Source organism: Streptomyces carminius (assembly GCF_002794255.1).
GTDB lineage: Bacteria > Actinomycetota > Actinomycetes > Streptomycetales > Streptomycetaceae > Streptomyces > Streptomyces carminius.
This window is the reverse complement of the sequence record NZ_PGGW01000065.1, coordinates 50,027-67,627: the sequence shown is the minus strand read 5'-3', so window position 1 is coordinate 67,627 and position 17,601 is coordinate 50,027. Positions and strand designations below refer to the sequence as shown.

Sequence of the window (17,601 nt, the reverse complement as noted above, 5' to 3'; positions counted from 1 at the left end):
CGGACGGTACGGGTGGTGCGCTCTCAGCGAGCTCCGGTGGTGCTGCCGGACCTCCGCATCGCCCGCACGCACCAGTTGAGCACGGCGGCGTTGACCAGCGCGGCGACCGAGATCAGCAGCACATAGCCGGCCAGGTTCCCCGCCGGCGGCAGGAACACCAGCAGGACGCTCGTCGGGGCCGTGGCCAGCAGCGGCCACAGGGCGGCGAACGAGGCGTCCTCGTGGTCGACGAAGGCCGTGTCGAAGGCCGCCCATATCAGCAGGGCGCCGCACAGCGCGAGATAACCGCGCGCGGTCCACGTCCCGGCCACCGCCGTCAGGACACGCCGTACGACGTTCATGCGCCTCTCCCCGTTCCCCGCTCCGGTACGCCGCTCAGGTTACCGGCACCGGGCCCCGCCCCCGCCGTACCGGGACGGCGGGGACGGGGGCGGGGCAGAGGCAGGCGCGAGGGGCGAGGGGGCGGGGTCCGTTCAGCCCAGGAACCGGGCGGCGGCGGCGAAGAGCATGGCCGCCGTGGTGACCACCGCGGGCAGCAGGCGCGCCGGCCGGTCCCCGGCCCAGTGGTGGTACTGCAGGGCGGACGCGGCGAGGAGGAACAGGCCGGAGGCGGCGAAGCCGCTCAGGACGGGCACACCGTGTCCCAGCAGCAGGCCGGCGCCGCCCAGCAGTTCCAGCACCCCGACGCCCTGACGGCCCCGGGATGAGAAGCCCAGCCGCGCGGCGGGGGTGCGCGGCAGCAGGCGGCCCAGTACGTTCCCCGCTCCGCTCACCGTGAAGAAGGTGCCGTACAGCACGGTCAAGGCTGTCAGCGTGACGTCCACTCGAGTTCTTTCCGTTCCTGTTCGTCCACGTGCTTCGGTGCTTTGGGGCCGGGGCCGGGGCCGGGGCGGCGGCCCCGTCAGCGGAGGCGGCCGGGGCGCGGGTACGGCCGCCGGCCGCGCCCGTGTCCGGCTCCCCGCCGTCCGCTGCCGCCGGGCACGGCCGTCCCCGCGGCGGGCCCCGTGGGACGGACGGCCTCGACGGCCCGCCCCGGGTCGGGGCGGGGGACGCCGTCCACCTCGTACGGCCGTACCGCCGCCAGCAGACCGGCCGTCTCCGCCAGCGCCCGCCGCTCACGGCGGCAGGCCGGACAGCGGCTCAGATGCGCGGCGACCGAGCCGCCGGGACCGTCCCCGCCGGAGCCGTCCCGGTCACCGCCCAGCGCCCGGAGGGCCAGTCGTTCTCTCACCTGCTCGCAGTCCACGGACCACTTCCCCTCGTCGACCTGTCGGAGTCCATCACCGCAGTTACGCCGCCACCGCCGTGGCGGTTCACTCGCGGCGCTCCGGGATTCGGCCGACGGGGCAGGGACAGGGGCCAAGGACGGGGGAAGGGGGCGGGAGGCGTCTCACCCTTCCGGGAGACCGCGCTCCCGCAGCGCCCTGCGCAGTGCCCGCATGGCGTAGTAGGTGCGGGACTTGACCGTGCCGGGCGGGATCCCCAGGTACTCGGCGGTCTGGGCCACGCTGTACTCCAGGTAGTACATGAGCCTGATCACCTCCCGGTGCTGCCCGCTCAGGTCCTGGAGCGCCTCGGTGACGACCTGGGAGGTCAGGGCCCGGTCCATGCCGTCCTCGACCGTCGCGTCGAGCTCCTCCAGGGCCATGAACTCCACCGGCCGGAGCCGGCACGACCGGTGATGGTCGATCACCAGGTTCCGGACGACCGTGAACAGCCAGGGCCGTGCCTCCCGGGCATCGCCGTCCAGGACGGCGGAGTGCCGCCAGGCCCGGGCGGCGGTCTCCTGCAGGATGTCCTCGGCCTTGTGCCAGTCCCCGCCCAGCAGCCGGGCGGCGTACCGCAGGAGCAGTGTGCCGTGCCGCGCGTACAGGTCCCGGACGAACTCCTCGCAGTCGGCGTGCGGGGGCCGGGTGGGGGGATGTGCGCGGCCGCGGGTGACTGTGCCCCGGCCGGCTTCCGTGCTCCGCCTCATCAGTGTTCTCCTTCGTGGAAGCCCTGGCCTTCGGGCCGGGTGGGGGCACCTCCCGCTTGCGGGGAAGAAACGAAGCTCCTGCGGAGCAGGGCGGGGAAAGCCGGTGCGCCGTCCACCGGCCGACACCTGGTGCTCACATAGGAGCTGATACGGTGTGAGGCGTGACGCAGCAGGTCAGGCGGGCGTATCGGTACCGCTTCTATCCCACGGGCGAGCAGGCGGCAGAGCTGTCGCGCACGTTCGGCTGCGTCCGCCTGGTGTACAACAAGGCATTGGAGGAGCGCACCCGGGCCTGGTACGGCCAGCAGCGCCGGATCTCCTACGTCGAGTCCTCGGCGATGCTCACGCAGTGGAAGAAGACCGAAGAGCTGGCCTTCCTGACAGAAGTGTCCTCCGTTCCGCTCCAGCAGGTACTGCGCCACCTCCAGAGCGCGTTCGCCAACTTCTTCGCCAGGCGCGCGCAGTACCCGCGCTTCAAGTCGAAGAAGAAGTCCCGGGCGTCGGCCGAGTACACGCGCTCCGCGTTCACATGGCGCGACGGGAAGCTGACGCTGGCGAAGATGACGGAGCCTTTGGACATCCGCTGGTCGCGTCCCCTGCCCGACGGCGTGGAGCCGACCACGGCGACCGTCTCCCGCGACGCGGCCGGGCGCTGGTTCGTCTCGTTGCTGTGTGCCGACACCGTCGCTCCGGCCCCGGCCACCACGGCGGCGGTCGGTATCGACGCCGGGATCACCTCCCTGGTGACGCTGTCCACCGGCGAGAAGATCACCAACCCCAGGCACGAACGCCGCGACCGCGCCCGCCTGGCCCGCGCACAGCGTGCGCTGTCGCGCAAGGAGAAGGGCTCGGCCAACCGCGCCAAGGCCCGGGTGAGGGTCGCCCGCATCCACGCGCGGATCACTGACCGGCGCCGCGACTTCCTGCACAAACTGACCACTCGGCTCGTCCGTGAGAACCAAACGGTCGTGATCGAGGACCTCACCGTCCGCAACCTGCTCAAGAACGGCAAGCTCGCGCGCGCCATCAGCGATGCGTCGTGGACGGAACTCCGGTCGATGCTGGAGTACAAGTGCGCCTGGTACGGGCGCGACCTCGTCGTGATCGACCGCTTCTTCCCCTCCAGCAAGCTGTGCGGGGCCTGCGGCACGGTCGCGGCGAAGCTGCCGCTCAACGTCCGCACCTGGACGTGCGACTGCGGCGCCACCCATGACCGCGACATCAACGCGGCACGCAACATCCTGGCCGCCGGGCTGGCGGCATCCGCCTGTGGAGACGGTGTAAGACCTCAACGGGAGTCCTCCCGGACGGGGCAGTCGTCGGCGAAGCAGGAACCCCAGCGGGCGACCGCTGGAACCCCCCTCCCTTGAGGCGGAGGAGGAAGTCAACGAAGGTGCGTCCTCATCCGTCGGTCGGGCAGCTTCGGGTGTCGCCCTCGCGCCTCGACGTCCCGATGCGGGGGGCGGAATCACGCTCGCCGGGGTGTCTTGGCCAAACCTTGTCGCGGTCTTGTCGCCGCCGCGGCACGGCGCCGGTGGCCTCCGCCCCTCGTCACCACGTCGTACGCGCGCCGCGGTTCACCGGTGCTTCCGCTTCCGCGGTGACACGGCAGGAAAGGACGCCGGTGCGTGGGAGGATGGCTCCGTGCCGGCCGGAGGGGAGACCGGCCCGAGGCGAGGAGTGGAGCCATCACCGTCCGTGTGCTGATCGCCGACGACCAGGCCGTGGTCCGCGCGGGTTTCGCCGCCATCGTCGACGCCGAACCGGATCTGTCGGTGGTCGGCCAGGCCGGCGACGGCGCCACGGCCGTGGCGCTGGCGACCGAACTGAAGCCCGACGTGGTCCTGATGGACATCCGCATGCCCGGCATGGACGGGCTGACGGCCACCCGGCTGATCATCGAGGGCGCGGGGACGGCCCGGGTCCTGGTGCTGACCACCTTCGACCTGGACTCCTACGTCTTCGAGGCGCTGCGCGCCGGGGCCTCCGGTTTCCTGCTCAAGGACTCCGAGGCCGACGGCCTGCTGTCCGCGATCCGGGTGGTCGCCTCCGGTGACGGCGTGCTGGCCCCGACGGTGACCCGCCGGCTGATCTCCGCCTTCGCCCACGGCGCCCCCGTCCGGCCCGAGGCCGCCGGCACGCTGGACCGGCTCACGCCCCGCGAGCGGGAGGTGCTCTTCCTGGTGGCCTCGGGGCTGACCAACGCCGAGATCGGCGAGCGGCTGAAGGTGACCACCGGCACGGTCAAGAGCCATGTCAACGCGCTGCTGAGCAAACTGGGGCTGCGCGACCGGGTCCAGGCCACCATCCTCGCCTACGACACCGGCCTGATCAGGCCGCGCGCCACCCCGACCACGTAGCGTTCCCGGGCCCGCGCCACCGGACCCGCGCTACCGGACCGCCGGCCGGTCCGGCCCGGTGGGCAGCCGCACCCGCACCACTCCGGCGGGGTCCAGCTCGGCGTGTCCGCCCGCCGCCTCGGAGCGCAGCCGCAGCAGGTCGGCGACCGGCCCCGCGGCGGCCGAGGGCACCCCGGTGACGGTGACGGTGAACTCCTCCCGTCCGTGCCCCAGCACGACCCGGGCGGCACCGCTGTCCCCCGCGCCCAGTGCCGCCTCCACGACCCGGAAGGCCGACAGTCCGACAATGGCGGGCAGACCGGTCAGCGCGGCGGGCGGGGCGTGCAGCGCCACCCGCCGCCCGTCAGCCCGCCGGGCGCCGCACAGGCCGCCGATGTCCTCGGCGGTCGGCAGGGGCGCGGGCCCGGCGGCCGGTTCCGGGCCCGGCCACGGGTCCGGCGGCCGCAGGGCGGCGGCCAGTTCCCGCAGGGCGGCGAGCGCGGACCGCGCCTCGGCCGCCACGCCGTCCAGCCGCTCCTCCTCCGCCAGGGACACCATCCGGTCCGTCGGGCACCGGACGGCCTCGTACGCGGCACCTCCGGGACGCCCGGGGCGGTCCCCCGTACCGGACGGGCCGTCCGGCGGGAGGGCCGCCACCAGCCGCCGCAGCGCCGTCAGCATCTCGCGGCCGGTGCGCACCGCGAGCGTCCGGGTCTCCTCCCGCAGCTCCGGCCGCCGCCCGCCGAGCCGCCGCGCGGCGTCGGCGCTCACGACGACCGCGGCCAGCTGATGGGCGCACAGGTCACACCACTCCCGGACCAGCCGCCCGTACGCGTCCCGCGCCACCCGCCGGCGCGACGCGCGCCGGACACGCCGCAGCGCGGCCCCGGCGCCCAGCACCGCCGCGGCGCACAGGAACACCCACGGCAACACGTACGGGACCGGACTCGGAACCGCGCTCAGCGCCGCGGCGGGGGTGGTCTCTGTCATGTCGGTACGAGCCTACGAACAGGGCGGCGCCGGGCGGATCCCCCGGTGGTACGGGGCCTTCTCCACCCGGGGATAGAGACACCTATCGTGCCGTCGGCCGAGGAACGGGCCACGAGTGGCCGCGATGCTGGTCACATGACGTTTCCGCAGCCCGCCGGGGCAACTCCGCACCGCCGGTCCGGCCCGTCGGCCCGGGTCCGGACCGGCCGGGGGACCTTCCTCCCGCCGCCTTCCGCACCGCCGGTCCGCGCCCGGCACCGCACGGCACCGGCGGACGTCTGCCGGGCGCGTGCGGAGGCGGCGCACGGCGTCCCCGCCGGGGAGCGGGGCCGGGCCCGCGGTCTGTGGTTCGGCCTGCTCGGTCCGCTGGAGGTCCGCAGGGCGGGTGACCCGGTCGACCCGGGACCGCCGCAGCGGCGCGTGCTGCTCCTCCGTCTGCTGCTGGAGGAGGGGCGGTTCGTCGGCGCGGACCGGCTCTGCGAGGACCTGTGGGCGGGCCGTCCGCCCGCCAAGGCGCAGGCCGCGCTGCACGCGCACCTCAGCAGGCTGCGGTCCGCGCTGGAGCCGGACCGCGCGGCACGGGAGCGGGAGCCGCTGCTGGTCCGCGGCCCCGGCGGGTACGCGCTGCGCGCCGACGTCTCCGCCCGGGACTCGGCCGGTTTCGAGCGGTCCCTGGAGCTGGCCCGCGGTCTGCTGGCGGACGGGCGGCCGGCGGCGGCCCGTGCGGAGGTGGACCGGGCGCTGCGGCTCTGGCGCGGTCCCGCGCTGGCCGAGGCGGGCGACCACCCCTTCGCCGCCGAGGAGATCCGGCGACTGGAGGAGGCCCGGATCACCGGCCGGGAGCTGCACGTGGAGGTGCTGCTGGCCCAGGGGTGCCGGGGGCAGGCGGTCGCCGCCGCGCGTGCCCTGACCGACCGGGAGCCGCTGCGGGAGTCCTGCTGGGACCTGCTGCTGCGCTCGCTGCGGCAGGCCGGACGCCCCGCCGAGGCGGTGCGGGAGTACGAGCGGTGCCGTCGGCTGCTGCGGGCCGAACTGGGGGTGGAGCCCGGACCGACGCTGCGCCGGCTGAACGCCGACTGAACGAGCCATCCGGCAGCACCGGCCCGTGCTGCCGCCGGCGGGCTGAGGAACCACCGGCGGTGCGCACCCCGCCGCGACAGACGACAAATCGACACAACCACACAGCCACACAGTGATTCGCCGACACGGCGACTCCAGTGCACGAACACCACGAGAGGCAGAACAAGATGAACGACAACCAGCCCGGCACCCTGCGGCGGATCGCCGACAGCGTCGCGGACAACTGGATCGCCCGGGTCTACCTGGCGGTCTGTGCCGCCCTGCTGCTGTGGGTGGCCTACGACGCGGCCTTCGTCCAGCACGAGGACGCCTCGTTCGCGGGGATATGGCCGATCCTGTTCACCCTCCCGACCGGGCTGATCAACACCTTCGGCCCCGACGAGGGAACGGCCGCGGCGGTGTCCTACTTCGTGCTGACCCCGGTGGCCGCGGTGGTCAACGCCTGGCTGTTCAGCGCCCTGCTGCGCAGGCTGCGCGGCCGGGCCGTCCACGCCTGACCCCTCGCGGCCGGCTGCTCCGGCCGGTGCGGTGCCGTCGGTGCCGCACCGGCCGGAGCAGCCGCGCGCCCGGGAGCGCGGCGGGGAAGACGGGAGGCTCCGGGGGAAAGACGGGAAAAGCCGGGGAGGCTGTCGAACCGGTGCGCGGGGCTGGCTACCGTAGGGGCGTGATCGATGCCGACGACGTCCGCCGTATCGCGCTGTCCCTTCCCGAGACCGTGGAGAAGGAGGCGTGGCGCATGCCCACCTTCCGGGTGGCGGGCAGGATGTACCTCACCGTCCCGGACGACGAGACCTCCATCGCGGTGCGCTGCCCCCGGCACGAGCGCGAGGAGCTGATGGCGGCCGAGCCGGAGAAGTTCTGGGTGCCGCCGCACGAGGCGTCCTCCGCCTGGGTGCGGGTACGGCTGGCGGCCCTGGAGGATCTGGCCGAACTGCGCGATGTGGTCGTCGACTCCTGGCGGCAGGCCGCACCCGACCGGCTGCGCGAGGCCCATCCGGCGCTGGTGCCGGGCGCGGAGGCCGCCGGCGGGCGGTGAGGCCGCGGGCCGTGCGGCCCGGGAGGGGGAACCGGTCCCGTCCGTGCCGGTCCGCGTCCGCCCGCGTACATCCGGGCCCGTCCCCGCTAGTCGTGGGCGGGGAACGCGGCGGCGCTGACGTTGGGTGCGGCGGCGCTGGTGACGCGGTAGCGGCCGTTGGGCAGCGGTTCGGAGGTGGTGACGACGCGGACGGTGAGCGGGCCGGCCCACTCGTAGCCCTTGCGCTCCCCGTAGCGCGCCAGGTTCTCGGCCAGGACCTGGCCGCCGTGCCGTGCCAGTTCCCCGGAGACGCCCTCGGGGAGCTCCACCTCGTAGAGATTGGGGGCCACCACCCGGCTGTGACTGCACACCACGGCCCGGGCGTCGCACTCCCGGCGCAGGGCGGTGAGCAGTTCGGCCTCGGCCGGCTCCCGGCGGAGGATCCTGTCGAGCAGCGCCCGCTCCCAGCGTTCCATCCTCTGTTCCCAGCGGCTCAGCGTTCCCATGGAGGAACGACTGCCCCCGGCGCTTCGTCCCATACGTCCGCCTGGGCGGGTACGGCCCGGCGCCCGGTGCCCTCAGGCCGCGCGCCCGGTCCGCTCCGCCGCGGAGGAGGCCGCCGGGGCGGGCGCCGGGGCGGGCTCGTCGGGCACGGCACGCAGATGGCGCCTGCGCGAGGCGTGCCGCGGCGCCCCCGGGTCACCGCCGAGCATGTGTTCCTCGTAGCGCCCCAGGGCGACCAGGACGCACAACATCAGGGGAGGTATGACGAAGGCTGCGACAACCACGGACACTCCATTCCGAAAAGGGCGTTACGTGCGTCGCGTTGCCTCGCGCCTCCGGCTGAAACCCTGTCGTGACCTCGCCGTTACAACCATCCGCTGCGGCGGAAGGCCCGGTACAGGAAGCCCGAGAGGAGGGCCATGCCGCCCACGGCGAGCGGATAGCCGTACGCCCAGCCCAGTTCGGGCATGTGCTGGAAGTTCATGCCGTACACACCGGCGATCATGGTGGGGATGGCCAGGATCGCGGCCCATGCGGAGATCCGGCGCATGTCGTCGTTCTGCCAGGTGCCCACGCGGGCGAGCTGGGCGTCGAGCACGGAGTTGAGCAGCTCGTCCAGCGAGCGGACCTCGATGTCGGTGCGGTACAGGTGGTCGGCCACGTCGCGCAGGTACGGCTGGAGGTCCTCGGGCCACCGGACGTGCGGGCCGTCGAACAGCTCCCGCACCACCGGGACCAGGGGCTGGACGGCGTCGCGGAACTCCAGCACTTCCCGTTTGAGCGAGTAGATGTCCTCGGTGACGTCGTCGCGCGAGGGGGAGAAGACGCACCGCTCCAACCCGGTGAGTTCCCTCCGCACCTTGTCGGCGGCGTCACTGTAGGCGTCCACCACCACGTCCAGGACGGCGTGCAGGACCGCGGCGGGCCCGAAGCGCAGTGTCGTGGGGTCGGCCGCCAGCCGACGGGCGGCCTCGGCGGCCGGATCGGCCCCGCCGTGCCGGACCGTCACCACGAAGCGGGGACCGAGGAAGAGCATCATCTCCCCCGTCTCCACCTCGACCTCCTCCGGCAGGTACCACAGCGTCTTCAGCGCCACCGCCAGCAGTTCGCCGTACCGCTCCCACTTGGGGCGCTGGTGGGCCTGGACGGCGTCCTCGACCGCCAGCGGATGCAGCCCCAGACCCTCGGTGAGCCGGTCCATGTCGCGTTCGGAGGGGGCGTCGAGGCGCACCCACCCGAACTCCTCGCCGGCCAGGTCCCGCAGGTTCTCCAGCACCGCCTGCCCCGCGTCGGCGGCCTGCCCGCAGTCGACCTCCCGGGCCTCACCGGATCCCTCCCGGTAAATCACACACTCCATGTCACCCGGATGCTTCGGCGGGCCGGATTCATGCCTGGCCGACCTGACAGACACCTGCGGCACGGGGCGACGGCCGGGGCGGCGGGCTGCCAGAATCCGAGCCATGCGTGCTGCCTACATCGAGGAACTCGGTGGGCCGGACGTCATCCGCCACGGCGAACTGCCCACCCCCCGGCCGGGCCCGACCGACGTTCTGGTGAACGTGGAGGTCACGGCCGTCAACCATGTGGACACCTTCGTGCGCTCCGGAGCGTGGCGCACCCCGGTGGCCTTTCCCTTCGTGATCGGCCGCGACCTGGTCGGCACGGTGGCCGCCGCGTCCCCCGGCGCGCCCGGGTTCGCGGCCGGCGACCGCGTGTGGTGCAACAGCCTGGGCCACGCCGGGCGGCAGGGCGCCGCCGCCGAGCAGGTGGTCGTACCGGCGGACCGGCTCTACCACCTGCCCCCGGGAGTGGATCCCGTCGCCGCGGTGGCCGTGGCCCATCCCGCCGCCACCGCCCATCTGGCGCTGTTCACCCACGGCCGACTGCGTGCCGGGGAGACCGTCGTCGTCATCGGCGGCGCCGGCAACGTGGGCGGTGCCCTGGTCACGATGGCCGCGCGGGCCGGTGCCCGGGTCGTGGCCACGGCGAGCGCCCGGGACGCGGAGCGCTGCCGGGCGCTGGGCGCCGTCGAGGTGGTCGACCGCCGGGACCCCGGCGTCCTCAAGCGCCTGCGGGAGGCGTGCCCGCACGGCGCGGACCTCTACGTCGACACCTCCGCCGGGAACGACCTGGAGGGCGCGGTCGACCTGCTGGCGCGGCGCGGGCGGGTGGTGCTCCTGGCCGGAATGCGGACCCGGCCGGTGCTGCCCGCCGGGCCGCTCTACCTCAAGGACTGCTCGGTCGTCGGTTTCGCCATCTCCCAGGCCACGGTCACCGAACTGGCGGACGCGGCCGCGGCGATCAACCGGCTGCTCGCCGAGGGGGCGCTGCGCCCGCCGGCCGTCGAGCCGCTTCCGCTGAGCGCCGCCGCCGAGGCGCACCGCCGGCTGGAGACGGGCGCGGTGCGCGGGAAAATCGTTCTCCGCGTGACCGGGGCGGAGGACTGAGGATGACGACTTGACGGACCATTACGGCGCCCGTTGACCGGCCCCGGTGATTCTCGCAGCATTTTCAGCATGAGCGAATCAATCATCGACACCTCTCCTCTTTTCGAACTCCGCGCCGATATCCATGTGCCCGCCTCACCGCTGGAGGTCTACGAGGTCGTCAGCGATCTCGGCCGCAGCGGTGAATGGAGCCCGGAATGCCGGGGCGGTGAGTGGATTTCCGGCGAACCCCGCACGGTGGGGGCCGTCTTCCGCGGCGAGAACCTCCGCGGCGAGGACGTGGTCGGCTGGGCGCCGCTGGTCCGCGGCACCTGGTACACCGAGGCCAGGGTGGTGGCGGCCGAGCCGGGCCGTACCTTCCGCTGGATGATGCTCTCGCACGCCCGCGAGGACCAGGAGAGCGTCTGGGGCTTCGACATGGCGCCCGCGGCCGGCGGCTGCGTACTGACCCACCATTTCCGCATGGGCCGGGCCACCGCCGGAATTCACAAGATAGTGGCCGACCTGGACGAGACGGACCGCAAGAAGTTCGTCCAGGACTGGACGGAGAAGCTCGAAAAGGATCTCGACGAGACCCTCAAGCGCATCAAGGGCGTCATCGAGAAGCAGTGAGAAGGAAACTCCCGCCGGACGCACGAGAGAGCGAAAAATGCTTCTGCAGCGTATAGGAAACCGGGGAATCCGACTGGGCACTCTCTTCGACCGGGCGGCGGCGCGCCACCCGGCGAGCCCGGTGATCCTCGACCACGATCTCGACATCGCCCCCGAGCGCGGCCGCCGGCTGACCCTGACCGAGGTCGCCGATCTGGTCGACGACTTCGCGTCCCGGCTGTGGGCCGCCGGGATCCGGCCCGGCGAGTACGTCGTGGTCCACAAGACCGACGGTTTCGACATCTCCCTGCTGGCCTGTGCCGCGGCGCGGATCGGCGCGATCCCCGCGCTGCTGTCGCCCAAGCTGGACGGCGGGACCGTCGCCGAGCTGGTGCGCCGCGTGAACCGGCCGTACCTGGTGACCGACCAGGCCAAGCTGGACGGCGAACTGCCGGAGAAGGTCTTCGAGCTGTCCGAGCGGGTGCTCCTGACCTCCGGCGACCACCCGCGGGCCACCCCGCTCGCGGAGTTCGCCGGCGTCCGGCGGGTCTCCCCGGTGCGGATGGCGCCGGACCATCCGACCCTGATCACGCACACCTCCGGGACCACCGGCACGCCGAAGCTGGCCGTCCACACCGGTTTCACCTTCCAGTCCCGCTACCGGCCGCAGGCGACCGTGGTCCTCTCCGCCGTCCGCAGGCGCGAGCCGGTCGCGATCCACGTGTCCTTCGTGCACTCGCGGATGTTCACCGCCATGCCCATCTCGGTGCTCCAGGGGCACCCGCTGCTCATCCTGCGGGACGACGACCCGGAGAGCGTGGGCACGCTGTTCGCCCAGTGCCCGCCGGGGCTGATCGAGGCGCACCCCAACACCTTCCTGCGCTGGGAGGTGCTGGCCGACGACCCGCGCGAGCCGCTGGCCAACGTGAAGTACTTCTCCAGCACCTTCGACGCCATCCACCCCCGGACGGTGCACCGGCTGCTGGGCGCCTCGCGGCGCCGGATGCCGCTGTTCGCCCAGGCGTACGGGCAGAGCGAGGTCGGCCCGATCGCGGCCCGCACCTACACCCGCAGGCGCGGCGCCGAAGCCGACGGCCGGTGCGTGGGCGCCCCCTTCCCCGGCATGACGGACGTGCGGGTGGTCAGCCGCGACGGCAAGCCGCCCACCAAGGAGAACCCCGGGTACATCGAGGTCCGCAGCGACGGGCGGATCGTCACCTACCTCGGGGAGCACGAGCGCTGGAAGAAGCAGGTCAACGACGGCTGGTGGCGCATGGGCGATCTGGGCTACCGCACCAGGTGGGGCTGTCTGCACCTGCTGGACCGCGAGGTCGACCGGATTCCCGGCGTCGACAGCACGCTGGAGATCGAGGACAAGCTCTTCGCGCGGCTGCCGGAGCTGGTGGAGGTCATCATCGTCCCCGACGCCGACCGCCGCCCCGTGCCCGTGGTGTGCACCCGGGACGACAAGCCGCTGGACCCGGTCGCCTGGCAGGCCGCCACGGTGGGTCTGCCGGCGATGGCCGAGCCCGTCCACTGGCGGCTGGAGGACCTGCCGCAGACCGCCACGACGAAGATCAAGCGGCTCGAGCTCGCCCGCCTGCTGACCGCGGGAGGCGATCGGGCGTGAGCCGCGTCCGCCGTGTGGTCCGCCGGCCCGGTGCGCGGTGGACCGCGAGGGGAGTCCGCCGGGACCTGCCGCCGTGCGGGTCCGGCGGCCTCCCGCCGCTCCGGGTGGTGCGGCCGTGACCGTACGACGCACCTCCCGCTGGCTCACCGGCTGGGATCCGGAGGACGAGGAAGCGTGGCGGCGGGGCGGCCGGCGCGTCGCCCTGCGCAATCTGGCCCTGTCGGTCCTCGCCGAGCACATCGGGTTCTCGGTGTGGACGATGTGGTCGGTCCTGGTGCTGTTCCTGTCCCCGGAGATCGGCTTCGCCTTCGGTCCGGACGAGAAGTTCCTGCTGGTGGTGGTCCCGACCCTGGTCGGCGCGGCGCTGCGGCTGCCGTACAGCCGGGCGGTGACCCGGTTCGGCGGCCGGAACTGGACCGTGTTCTCCTGCCTGGTGCTGTTCGTGCCCACCCTGCTGACGCTGTGGGCCGTGCGGCGGCCGGGCACCCCGCTGTGGGTGTTCCTGCTGATCGGCGCGGCGGCCGGGGTCGGCGGCGGCAACTTCGCCTCCTCGATGACCAACATCGCCGCGTTCTTCCCTCGGCGGCACCAGGGCTGGGCCCTCGGGCTCAACGCGGGAGGCGGCAACCTGGGGGTCGCCGCGGTCCAGCTCGTCGGGCTGCTGGTCATCGCCACGGCGGGCGACACCCACCCGTCGTACGTGGTGGCGGCCTACCTGCCGCTGATCGCCCTGGCCGCGCTGCTGGCCGCGTGGAAGATGGACAACGTGGACGCCGTGCGCGCCGGCCCCGGCACCCTGCGCCGGGCCGTCGCGTGCGCCGACACCTGGTGGATCTCACTGCTGTACGTCGGCACCTTCGGTTCCTTCATCGGCTACGGCTTCGCCTTCGGCCTGGTGCTGCAGACCCAGTTCGGCGCCACCCCCCTGGAGGCGGCCGGCCACACCTTCCTGGGGCCGCTGCTGGGCTCGCTCTCCCGCCCGCTGGGCGGCTGGCTCGCGGACCGCTTCGGCGCGGGCCGGGTGACCCTGTGGAACTTCGCCGGGATGGCGGCGGGCACCGTGGTGCTGCTGGTGGCCGCCGGACAGAACTCCCTGCCCCTGTTCACGGCCGGCTTCACGGCGCTGTTCGTGCTCAGCGGGCTCGGCAACGGCTCGACGTACAAGATGATCCCGGTGGCCTTCGCCCGGCGTGCCGAGGAGGCCGTCACCGCCGGGCACGACGCGGCCACTGCCTTCGCCGAGGCGCGCCGGCTCGCCGGTGCCGCGATCGCCGTCGCCGGGGCGGTCGGCACGCTCGGCGGGGTGGCCGTCAACCTGGCGTTCCGCGCCGCGTACGGCGACGGATCCGGGTCCGGGGAGCCGGCCTTCGTCGCCTTCCTGTGCTACTACGCGCTGTGCGTACCGATGGTCCTGGCCCTCCGGCCGCGGCGCGGGCGGTCCGGTGCCGCCCCGGCCGCACCCGTACGGCGGGAGGTCACCCGTGTCTGAGACGACCGCCGGGGCCACCGCGCCGGGGGCGGACCGGGCGACGGCACCGGCGACGGCGCGGGTGGCGACGCACTGCCCGTACTGCGCCCTGCAGTGCGGCACGCTGCTGGGCCGCGAGCACGGCGCGGTGACGGTTCGTCCGTCCGCCTTCCCGGTCAACTCCGGGCGTCTGTGCCAGAAGGGCTGGACCGCCCCGTCGGTCCTGAGCGCCCCGGACCGGCTGCGCGCCCCGCGGGTGCGCGACGGTGACGGCCGGCCGCGGCCGGCGGGCTGGGACGAGGCACTGGACCTGGTGGCGGAGCGGCTGCGCGCCGTCCGGGCCGAGCACGGCGCGGACGCCGTCGCCGTCTTCGGCGGCGGCGGGCTGACGAACGAGAAGGCGTATCTGCTGGGCAAGTTCGCCCGGCTGGCGCTGGGCACCTCGCAGATCGACTACAACGGCCGGTTCTGCATGTCCTCGGCCGCCGCCGCGGCCAACGCCGCCTTCGGCGTGGACCGGGGGCTGCCGTTCCCCGTCACCGACCTCGGCGCGGCCGAGGTGATCCTGCTGGCGGGCGCCAACCCGGCCGAGACCATGCCGCCGCTGATGCGCCACCTGGACCACGCCGACCTGGTGGTCGTCGACCCGCGCCGCACCCGCACCGCCGAGCGGGCCGCCCTCCACCTGCAGCCCGCGCCCGGCACCGACCTGGCCCTCGCCCTGGGCCTGTTGCACATCGCGGTCGCCGAAGGCCACCTCGACAAGGAGTACGTGGCCGAGCGCACCACCGGCTTCGACGCCGTCTGGAGCCGGGCCGCGGCCTGGTGGCCCGAACGCGCCGAGCGCGTCACGGGCGTGCCGGCCGCGGAGCAGTACGAGGCGGTGCGCGCACTCGCCCGGGCCCGGCGGGCGTACGTGCTCACCGGCCGGGGCGTCGAGCAGCACAGCAAGGGCACCGACACCGCGGCCGCCTTCGTCAACCTGGCCCTGGCACTGGGCCTGCCGGGCCGCCGGGGCAGCGGCTACGGCACCCTGACCGGGCAGGGCAACGGACAGGGCGGCCGCGAGCACGGCCAGAAGACCGACCAACTGCCCGGCTACCGCAGCATCACCGACCCGGAGGCGCGGGCCCGGGTGGCGAAGGTGTGGGGCGTGGACCCCGGCTCGCTGCCCGGTCCCGGTCGCAGCGCCTACGAGCTCCTCGACGCGCTCGGCACCGAGGGCGGCCCGCGCGCGCTGCTGGTCTTCGGCTCCAACCCCGTGGTCTCCGCGCCCCGCGCCGCCCACGTCACCGAGCGGCTGGCCGCCCTGGACCTGCTGGTGGTGGCCGACTTCGTGCCCTCCGAGACGGCCGCCATGGCCGATGTGGTGCTTCCCGTGGCCCAGTGGGCCGAGGAGGAGGGCACGATGACCAGCCTGGAGGGACGGGTGCTGCGCCGCAGGGCACTGCTGCCGCCCCCCGCCGGGGTCCGCACCGACCTGGAGGTCCTGCACGGCCTGGCCGTCCGCCTGGGCGAACCCGGCCACCGCTACCCCACCGATCCCCGGGCGGTCTTCGACGAGCTGCGTGCCGCCTCCGCCGGCGGCCGGGCCGACTACTCGGGCATCACCTACGACCGGCTGGAGGCGGGCGAGGCCCTGCACTGGCCGTGCCCGCGGACGTCCGGCGCCCCGCACCCGGGCACCCCGCGGCTGTTCCTGGACCGCTTCGCCCACCCCGACGGGCGGGCCCGGTTCGCCGCGGTGGACCACCGCGAGCCCGCGGAGCCGGTCACGGCGGACCGTCCCCTGTACGCCACCACCGGACGCGTCCTGGCCCAGTACCAGTCCGGTGCCCAGACCCGGCGGGTGCCGGAGCTGAACGAGGCCGCCGGCGAGGTCTTCGTCCAGGTGCACCCCGACACCGCCGAACGCTTCGGCCTGGAGGAGGGACAGCTCGCGCTGGTGTCCTCGGCGCGCGGCGGCACCGTCGCGCGGGTGCGCCTGGACGGGACGCTGCGTACCGACACCGTCTTCCTGCCGTTCCACTTCCCGGGGCGGGGGCGGGCCAACCTGCTGACCCGTCCCGCGCTGGACCCGGTCAGCCGGATGCCGGAGTTCAAGGTGTGCGCCGTGCGCGTCGAGCCCTGGGCGGAGCCGTCGTGAGCGGCGTCCTGGTCGTCGGTTACGGACCGGCCGCGCACCGGCTGGTGGAGCGGCTGCGCCACCACGGCCACCACGGTCCGGTCACGGTCCTCGGTGCGGAGCCGGCCTGCCACCGCCCCCTGCTGACCTCCGTGCTCGCGGGCGAGCTGCCGCCGGAGGCGGCCGTGCCGCCGCCTCCTCCCGGGGACACCCGGGTGCTGCTGGGGGTGCGGGCCGTCCGCGTCGACCGGCGGGCCCGCGCGGTGCACACCGACGACGGGAGCGTCCACCCGTACGACACACTGGTGCTGGCCACCGGGGCCCGCCCGGACGTCCCCCGGCTGCCGGGCGTCCCGGGCGAGGGGGTGCGCACGGTGCGGTCCCCGGCCGATGTCACCGGCCTCGCCGACGGTCCGCGCAGTGGTCCCGGTGGCGGTCCCGGTGGCGGGCCCGGTGGCGGGCCCGGTGCGGGCCCGGTGGCCGTGCTGGGCGGCGGAGTCCTCGGCGTGGAGACCGCGTTCGCGCTGCGCCGCGCCGGACGCGAGGTCACCCTCGTCCATCCCGGCCCGCACCCGATGGACCACCTGCTGGACGCCCGGGCCGGGGCCCTGCTCGCGGCCCGGCTGGCGGAGTACGGCGTCCGGCTGTGCCCCGGGCGGCGGGCGGTGGAGTACGCGCCCGGGAAACTGACCCTGACGGACGGCCGGATGGTCGGGGCCGACACGCTGCTGCTGTGCACCGGGGTGGTCCCCGACACCCGGCTCGCCCGGCAGGCCGGCCTGCCGGTGCGCCGGGGCGTGGTCGTCGACGACCGGCTGCGCACCGGCGATCCCCGTATCCACGCGATCGGGGACTGCGCCGAGCACGCCGGACAGGTGCCGGGGCTGCTCTCCTGCGCCTGGGAGCAGGCCGAGACCCTCGCCCGGCTACTGGCCGGACAACGGGTCCGCCACCGGCCGGCCAGGACCGTCGTCCGGCTCCGGGCCCCCGGGACCGACCTGGCCGTCCTCGGTCCGCCCGGCGCCCCGGGCGACGAGTCGGTGACCCTGTCCGACCCGTCCCGCGGCCGCTACGCCGCGCTGACGCTCGACGGGGACCGGATCACGGGCGGGGTGCTGATCGGTCTGCCCCGGGCCATCGCCGCCGTCAGCCGGCTCCACGACCGCGACCTGCCGGTGCCCGCCGGACGGCTCGCCCTCCTGCTGGGCAGCGCCGCGCCCGGGCCCGGCCGGGTCGAACTGCCGGACGACACGGTGCTCTGCTTCTGCAACAACGTCACCAGGGCCGCGCTCGCCGCGGCCTGGCGCGCCGGTGCCCGCGACCTGCCCGCACTGGCCGCCGCGACCCGGGCGACCACCGGCTGCGGCACCTGCGCCGACGACGTCCGGCGCCTGTGCGAGACGCTGCCGGCCGCCGCGCGGTGACGTCCGGGACGCA

At 74.5% G+C, this 17,601-nt stretch carries 19 protein-coding genes; 11 read left to right on the top strand and 8 right to left on the bottom strand.

Features of this window, described 5'->3' with window-relative positions; all coding sequences use genetic code 11:
• Positions 1-23: 23 nt before the first annotated feature.
• From CUT44_RS23090 to CUT44_RS23075, 4 genes are all read right to left on the bottom strand, one after another.
• On the bottom strand, positions 24-341 hold the full coding sequence (locus CUT44_RS23090; RefSeq protein ID WP_100203856.1) for an SCO4225 family membrane protein: 318 nt from the start codon (positions 339-341) through the stop codon (positions 24-26).
• Between the two features lie 132 nt (positions 342-473).
• Complete coding sequence (locus tag CUT44_RS23085; RefSeq protein ID WP_233221592.1) at positions 474-797, bottom strand: DoxX family protein; 324 nt, start codon at positions 795-797, stop codon at positions 474-476.
• A 104-nt stretch (positions 798-901) separates the two neighbouring features.
• Positions 902-1,231 (bottom strand): hypothetical protein, encoded by a 330-nt coding sequence (locus tag CUT44_RS23080; protein WP_146252292.1) that lies wholly within the window; start codon positions 1,229-1,231, stop codon positions 902-904.
• 159 nt (positions 1,232-1,390) lie between these two features.
• Positions 1,391-1,975, bottom strand: a complete 585-nt coding sequence (locus tag CUT44_RS23075) for a sigma-70 family RNA polymerase sigma factor (protein ID WP_100203853.1) — start codon at positions 1,973-1,975, stop codon at positions 1,391-1,393.
• A gap of 161 nt (positions 1,976-2,136) precedes the next feature.
• Here CUT44_RS23075 and CUT44_RS23070 point away from each other — a divergent pair, with 161 nt between their 5' ends.
• Both CUT44_RS23070 and CUT44_RS23065 read left to right on the top strand, forming a co-directional pair.
• A complete protein-coding gene (locus CUT44_RS23070; protein WP_100203852.1) occupies positions 2,137-3,345 on the top strand; it encodes an RNA-guided endonuclease InsQ/TnpB family protein in 1,209 nt (402 codons plus the stop codon).
• Positions 3,346-3,663: 318 nt separating this feature from the next.
• Positions 3,664-4,335, top strand: a complete 672-nt coding sequence (locus tag CUT44_RS23065) for a response regulator (protein WP_100203876.1) — start codon at positions 3,664-3,666, stop codon at positions 4,333-4,335.
• A gap of 30 nt (positions 4,336-4,365) precedes the next feature.
• Here the strand turns inward: CUT44_RS23065 and CUT44_RS23060 are convergent, their stop codons facing one another.
• Positions 4,366-5,304, bottom strand: a complete 939-nt coding sequence (locus CUT44_RS23060) for a histidine kinase (RefSeq protein ID WP_100203851.1) — start codon at positions 5,302-5,304, stop codon at positions 4,366-4,368.
• A gap of 135 nt (positions 5,305-5,439) precedes the next feature.
• Between CUT44_RS23060 and CUT44_RS32855 the strand changes: the two genes are divergently transcribed.
• The 3 genes from CUT44_RS32855 to CUT44_RS23045 all read left to right on the top strand — a co-directional run bounded on the left by CUT44_RS32855 (position 5,440) and on the right by CUT44_RS23045 (position 7,420).
• Positions 5,440-6,384 carry an AfsR/SARP family transcriptional regulator gene (locus CUT44_RS32855; protein ID WP_158239650.1) on the top strand — a complete coding sequence of 315 codons (945 nt, stop codon included), beginning with the start codon at positions 5,440-5,442 and terminating at the stop codon, positions 6,382-6,384.
• Between the two features lie 167 nt (positions 6,385-6,551).
• On the top strand, positions 6,552-6,881 hold the full coding sequence (locus CUT44_RS23050; RefSeq protein WP_146252290.1) for an SCO4225 family membrane protein: 330 nt from the start codon (positions 6,552-6,554) through the stop codon (positions 6,879-6,881).
• Between the two features lie 167 nt (positions 6,882-7,048).
• On the top strand, positions 7,049-7,420 hold the full coding sequence (locus CUT44_RS23045; RefSeq protein WP_100203849.1) for an MmcQ/YjbR family DNA-binding protein: 372 nt from the start codon (positions 7,049-7,051) through the stop codon (positions 7,418-7,420).
• 86 nt (positions 7,421-7,506) lie between these two features.
• Here the strand turns inward: CUT44_RS23045 and CUT44_RS23040 are convergent, their stop codons facing one another.
• The 3 genes from CUT44_RS23040 to CUT44_RS23030 form a co-directional block, all read right to left on the bottom strand.
• Positions 7,507-7,905, bottom strand: a complete 399-nt coding sequence (locus CUT44_RS23040) for an FhaA domain-containing protein (protein ID WP_100203848.1) — start codon at positions 7,903-7,905, stop codon at positions 7,507-7,509.
• A 72-nt stretch (positions 7,906-7,977) separates the two neighbouring features.
• The gene (locus tag CUT44_RS23035) at positions 7,978-8,187 is read right to left on the bottom strand and encodes a hypothetical protein (RefSeq protein WP_100203875.1); all 210 of its coding nucleotides are present in this window, start codon (positions 8,185-8,187) and stop codon (positions 7,978-7,980) included.
• 80 nt (positions 8,188-8,267) lie between these two features.
• Positions 8,268-9,260: a magnesium and cobalt transport protein CorA gene (locus tag CUT44_RS23030; RefSeq protein WP_100203847.1), complete on the bottom strand. Its 993-nt coding sequence runs from the start codon at positions 9,258-9,260 to the stop codon at positions 8,268-8,270.
• Between the two features lie 103 nt (positions 9,261-9,363).
• Here CUT44_RS23030 and CUT44_RS23025 point away from each other — a divergent pair, with 103 nt between their 5' ends.
• The 6 genes from CUT44_RS23025 to CUT44_RS23000 all read left to right on the top strand — a co-directional run bounded on the left by CUT44_RS23025 (position 9,364) and on the right by CUT44_RS23000 (position 17,588).
• Positions 9,364-10,350, top strand: a complete 987-nt coding sequence (locus CUT44_RS23025; protein WP_100203846.1) for an NADPH:quinone reductase — start codon at positions 9,364-9,366, stop codon at positions 10,348-10,350.
• A gap of 69 nt (positions 10,351-10,419) precedes the next feature.
• A complete protein-coding gene (locus tag CUT44_RS23020; protein ID WP_100203845.1) occupies positions 10,420-10,962 on the top strand; it encodes an SRPBCC family protein in 543 nt (180 codons plus the stop codon).
• Positions 10,963-10,999: 37 nt separating this feature from the next.
• Positions 11,000-12,571, top strand: a complete 1,572-nt coding sequence (locus tag CUT44_RS23015) for a class I adenylate-forming enzyme family protein (RefSeq protein WP_100203844.1) — start codon at positions 11,000-11,002, stop codon at positions 12,569-12,571.
• 115 nt (positions 12,572-12,686) lie between these two features.
• Positions 12,687-14,060 (top strand): MFS transporter, encoded by a 1,374-nt coding sequence (locus CUT44_RS23010; protein ID WP_100203843.1) that lies wholly within the window; start codon positions 12,687-12,689, stop codon positions 14,058-14,060.
• Positions 14,053-16,185 (top strand): molybdopterin oxidoreductase family protein, encoded by a 2,133-nt coding sequence (locus tag CUT44_RS23005; RefSeq protein WP_408646779.1) that lies wholly within the window; start codon positions 14,053-14,055, stop codon positions 16,183-16,185. The genes CUT44_RS23010 and CUT44_RS23005 overlap by 8 nt, the downstream gene beginning before the upstream one ends.
• Entirely contained in the window at positions 16,182-17,588 is a 1,407-nt protein-coding gene (locus CUT44_RS23000; protein ID WP_100203842.1) for an NAD(P)/FAD-dependent oxidoreductase, read from the top strand. Before CUT44_RS23005 ends, CUT44_RS23000 begins: the two co-directional genes overlap by 4 nt.
• Positions 17,589-17,601: the final 13 nt, after the last annotated feature.